This window comes from Streptomyces sp. NPDC051172 (genome assembly GCF_040682555.1).
Lineage (GTDB): Bacteria > Actinomycetota > Actinomycetes > Streptomycetales > Streptomycetaceae > Streptomyces.
This window is the reverse complement of record NZ_JBFBBE010000261.1, coordinates 1-3,348: the sequence shown is the minus strand read 5'-3', so window position 1 is coordinate 3,348 and position 3,348 is coordinate 1. Positions and strand designations below refer to the sequence as shown.

3 protein-coding genes and 3 pseudogenes are annotated in these 3,348 nt (G+C 64.4%); 4 read left to right on the top strand and 2 right to left on the bottom strand.

Annotated elements, in window-relative coordinates:
* Positions 1 to 91 precede the first annotated feature (91 nt).
* Positions 92 to 241, top strand: a pseudogene (locus tag AB0N07_RS50065) (VOC family protein); the annotation flags it as partial.
* Positions 242 to 257: 16 nt separating this feature from the next.
* Here the strand turns inward: AB0N07_RS50065 and AB0N07_RS50060 are convergent.
* Positions 258 to 815, bottom strand: a pseudogene (locus tag AB0N07_RS50060) (transposase); the annotation flags it as partial.
* A gap of 750 nt (positions 816 to 1,565) precedes the next feature.
* Between AB0N07_RS50060 and AB0N07_RS50055 the strand changes: the two are divergent.
* The 3 genes and pseudogenes from AB0N07_RS50055 (at position 1,566) to AB0N07_RS50045 (ending at position 2,502) form a co-directional block, all read left to right on the top strand.
* The gene (locus tag AB0N07_RS50055) at positions 1,566 to 2,051 is read left to right on the top strand and encodes a cupin domain-containing protein (protein WP_365847546.1); all 486 of its coding nucleotides are present in this window, start codon (positions 1,566 to 1,568) and stop codon (positions 2,049 to 2,051) included.
* A 76-nt stretch (positions 2,052 to 2,127) separates the two neighbouring features.
* Positions 2,128 to 2,289, top strand: a pseudogene (locus tag AB0N07_RS50050) (FtsW/RodA/SpoVE family cell cycle protein); the annotation flags it as partial.
* On the top strand, positions 2,263 to 2,502 hold the full coding sequence (locus AB0N07_RS50045) for a hypothetical protein (protein WP_365847548.1): 240 nt from the start codon (positions 2,263 to 2,265) through the stop codon (positions 2,500 to 2,502). The pseudogene AB0N07_RS50050 and the gene AB0N07_RS50045, both read left to right, overlap by 27 nt.
* A 596-nt stretch (positions 2,503 to 3,098) precedes the next feature.
* Here AB0N07_RS50045 and AB0N07_RS50040 read toward each other — a convergent pair.
* Positions 3,099 to 3,348: hypothetical protein (locus tag AB0N07_RS50040; RefSeq protein ID WP_365847544.1), on the bottom strand; the 250-nt coding region annotated here is incomplete at its 5' end.

The window sequence follows — 3,348 nt, the reverse complement described above, 5'->3', positions numbered from 1 at the left end:
GAGGTACGACAAGCTCGCCGTCCGCTACGAAGCGACCGTGCTGGTCGCAGTCCTCAACGAGTGGCTGTGACCAGCACTTTCACAACAGGCCCTAGTGGGTGAAGAACGCCTCGCCGTACTTGAGGCCGAATGCGCACGGCTGATCCCGCTCGGCGCAGTACACGTGCAAACGCTGTACGACGGCAACGATTCGTGCATCCCGATGCTGGACATCGAGGGCAACGAGTTCTGTATCGACTGAGCACATCGGGCGGCAGTCATCCCGTGAGGGCGAGGTTGTGCATCCGGGCGATGCCGAGCATGGCGATGTGAACGCCGTCGTCTTTCAGACGGCAGTCGCGAAGGATATTCCACACCTTCATCCGCGCGAAGACGTACTCGACGCGGGCCCGGACCTGACGGTGGGAGCTGTTGTTCTCCTCCTTTCAAGCAGGCAGTTCGGTCTGACCGCGTTCACGGCGGTGCGGGATGAGCAGGCCGGTGCTCCGGTAGCCGCCGTCCGTGATGACCGTCGCCCTGCCGACGGCGGCCTTCGCACCGGAAATTCTCCATGCCTTGCCATCATTGCGGTTGTCCGCGACCGGTCGGCCGACGGCCACGACGAGTCAGATGTCGGCGTCGATGACGACCTCGTGATGGGTCGAGTACCGGCAGTTCTTCGACTGCTCGGCAACCGCATGATCGCGAGTGGGGACCAAGGTGCCATCTACGATCAGCACGGCGTCCCCACGCAACCGCTGACGGGACTGAAGCGCGAGCGATGGTCCGAGGTTGCCGATGATGCGGCTCGCGGCCGACTTCGACACTCCGAAGAGCGCCTCACCGAAAGCACCGACCTGCTCACCAGCAACCGGCACACCCCGCGCACCGCGGTCACCGATACCCTCCCCGCGCTGCATCCGCTCGAACTCGCCTGGATCAGGCACCAGGACGACCACCCGAATGGCTGCGCACCGCCGCGCACGCCTCGCCGAAACCCATCTACGCCTCGGCCAGGCCTATCAGGCTGTACCCGCGTTTTCGTGTCGACGGCGGTGGCAGTGGTTCGTACCCGCTGTGTCGACGAAGGGAGACGGTGAGTGCCCGTCAATCGCAAGTTGAGCAAACCAGATGCCGTGTTGCCCAACACACCGCGCAGGTTGCGTCACGCCACGGACCGCGCTTCCTCGCCAATCGCGCGATCGGTGGTCGCCGCGCAACTGCGTCTGCGTACCGAGGCTGGGACTCGGCTCCTGCCGTACAGGCCCGTGGGAGGGAGGTATCTCCCTAGCCTGCGGCCTTGATTCATCACACGCCTCGTTCGCGTGGATCGCCGAGGAACGCGTAGTCAGCCCGCAACAAGTCTGCCTGGCCTGGGCGTTGGCCAGATCCCCGGTAGTCGTTCCGATCCTGGGTCGACCCGGCCGACGGCCATCCAGAACTCGGCGGCAGCAGCCGATCTGAAGCCTACGAAACGGAGTTCGCCGAACTCGACTCTGTCTGAGCCATGTCCGTGCATACGATGTCGCAGAGCCCTTTGGCCGGATCTCAAACACCTCAGATGCCATGACACAAGGGAGTTCACGATGTCGTACCCGGAGCCGCGCTACCTCGGTGACAAGGGTGAGGTCAACGCCGTGTTCAGGCCGGCCGATACAAAAGCCGAGATCGAATCCCCCTCCGGGAACCGCACCCATTACCTTGCCACGCACGCATCGACCGGAGGCGAGTTCGGGCTCTACAGGGTGGACATGGGGCCGAAAGCTCCTGGCCCGAGCACCCACTTCCACCGCTCGATCTCGGAGTCCTTCTACGTTCTCTCCGGCCAGGTGCAACTGTTCAACGGCGAGGGCTGGATCACCGGGCACCAAGGGGACTTCCTCTATGTGCCGGTCGGCGGGCTCCACGCCTTCAAGAACGATTCGGACGACCCTGCGTCGATGCTGTTGATCTTTTCCCCGGGTGCACCGCGCGAGGAATACTTCGAACACGTCGCGGAGATGGCACAGCGCGGCGGCGAGGAGTTCGCGGAGTTCCTCGTCCGCCACGACAGCTTCTTCGTCGAACCCTGAACCGGCAACGCATGACTCCACAGGAGCCATACCAGCCGACTGGTGCCGTTCGGCAGGTAGTCACGTAGGACAGCCCCTGATCAGGGTCATCCTGTGGCAGACCTGCCGGATCGCGCGCGAGTCGTCCGAGCTGTACGGCACCGTCGCCGCGGGGATCGTCGCCTGGTTCTCCTTCCAGTCCTTCGAGAACATCGGCACGGCGCTCGGCATCATGCCGGTGGCAGGCATCCCGCTGCCGTTGGGCGAGGGACCAGCCCGTGGCCGCCTGGTCGACCGCGATCCGGTAGCTGCGGACGACAGCGTCCCGCACGCCGGTCACACGGCCTGCTCCGCACCTGTCCGGGCCCGGAAACTTCACCAACTCGCCCTCGGACACCGCGTTTTCTACCTCGACACCCTCGACCTGGTGGAACCACCGATCCTGGAGGAGCACATCACTCACGGCCGTTAATGATCGCGGCTTCGGTGACCCTCCGTGGCCCTGGCAATGAAGGTGATCCAGAACCACTTTTCAGAGGCCACCGACACGAGGGCGTCGGGACGTCATTCTTGTCACCGTCGTCAATCTGAGGTCAGGTGTTGTCACATACGGGACACAGGCGAGTTTTCGTCTCACTGTGTGTCGCGGTCGGGGGCTCAGGTGTGTCCCGCAGGTATGCGGACGCCTCGCGGAGCTGGATACCAGCCGGTTGTCCGGTGAGCCACCTGCCGACCGCGCCGGTGCGGATGGACACGTCGGAGGAGTGGAGGGCACAGCCCATGGCGGCGAGCAACCGCTCGCTTGTGAAGTTGCCGCAGCACGGCACGCACATGTCGCGGGGCCTGATGGGGCGGCTTACCGGACACGGACCGCATCGCTGGGCGAACCGGAGCTCGACAAGGTGGCCGCTGGCCTAGGGCAGTTTCTGGTGCTCCTGGAGCGCTCCCTGGCACAGTTCATCGCCGACGGCCCCCGGGAAATCTGCAACCGCAAGTCCGCGGGATGCGGGCAAGTTGGTCGGGCGGACACCGTCGGCCCGTTGAGCTCGTGACACGATCATGATTGGGTTACGAGCCATTACGCCCATCTGGAAGAAACGCGATCGAGGAGTTCGCCTCCGACAGTGCCGAGTAGGCCTTCTTCCGGCTCAGGTTCTTCATCGGCAGATCTTTTGACCTCGCCGTGCCTGCTTTCAGCTTCAGCGGTAGGTTTGGGTCGAGCACTTGACCCAAGGCCGGGAAGTTAAGGCTGGCTGGGGCGCTGTCCAGGCGCGGGTGGGCGTGCTGGCCCTGCGGTGAATGACGAACGGGACCGCTG

Excerpts from the sequence above, each read along its gene's own strand:
- AB0N07_RS50055 (WP_365847546.1), top strand. The coding sequence starts at position 1,566 with ATGTCGTACCCGGAGCCGCGCTACCTCGGTGACAAGGGTGAGGTCAAC.
- AB0N07_RS50045 (WP_365847548.1), top strand. The coding sequence starts at position 2,263 with ATGCCGGTGGCAGGCATCCCGCTGCCGTTGGGCGAGGGACCAGCCCGT.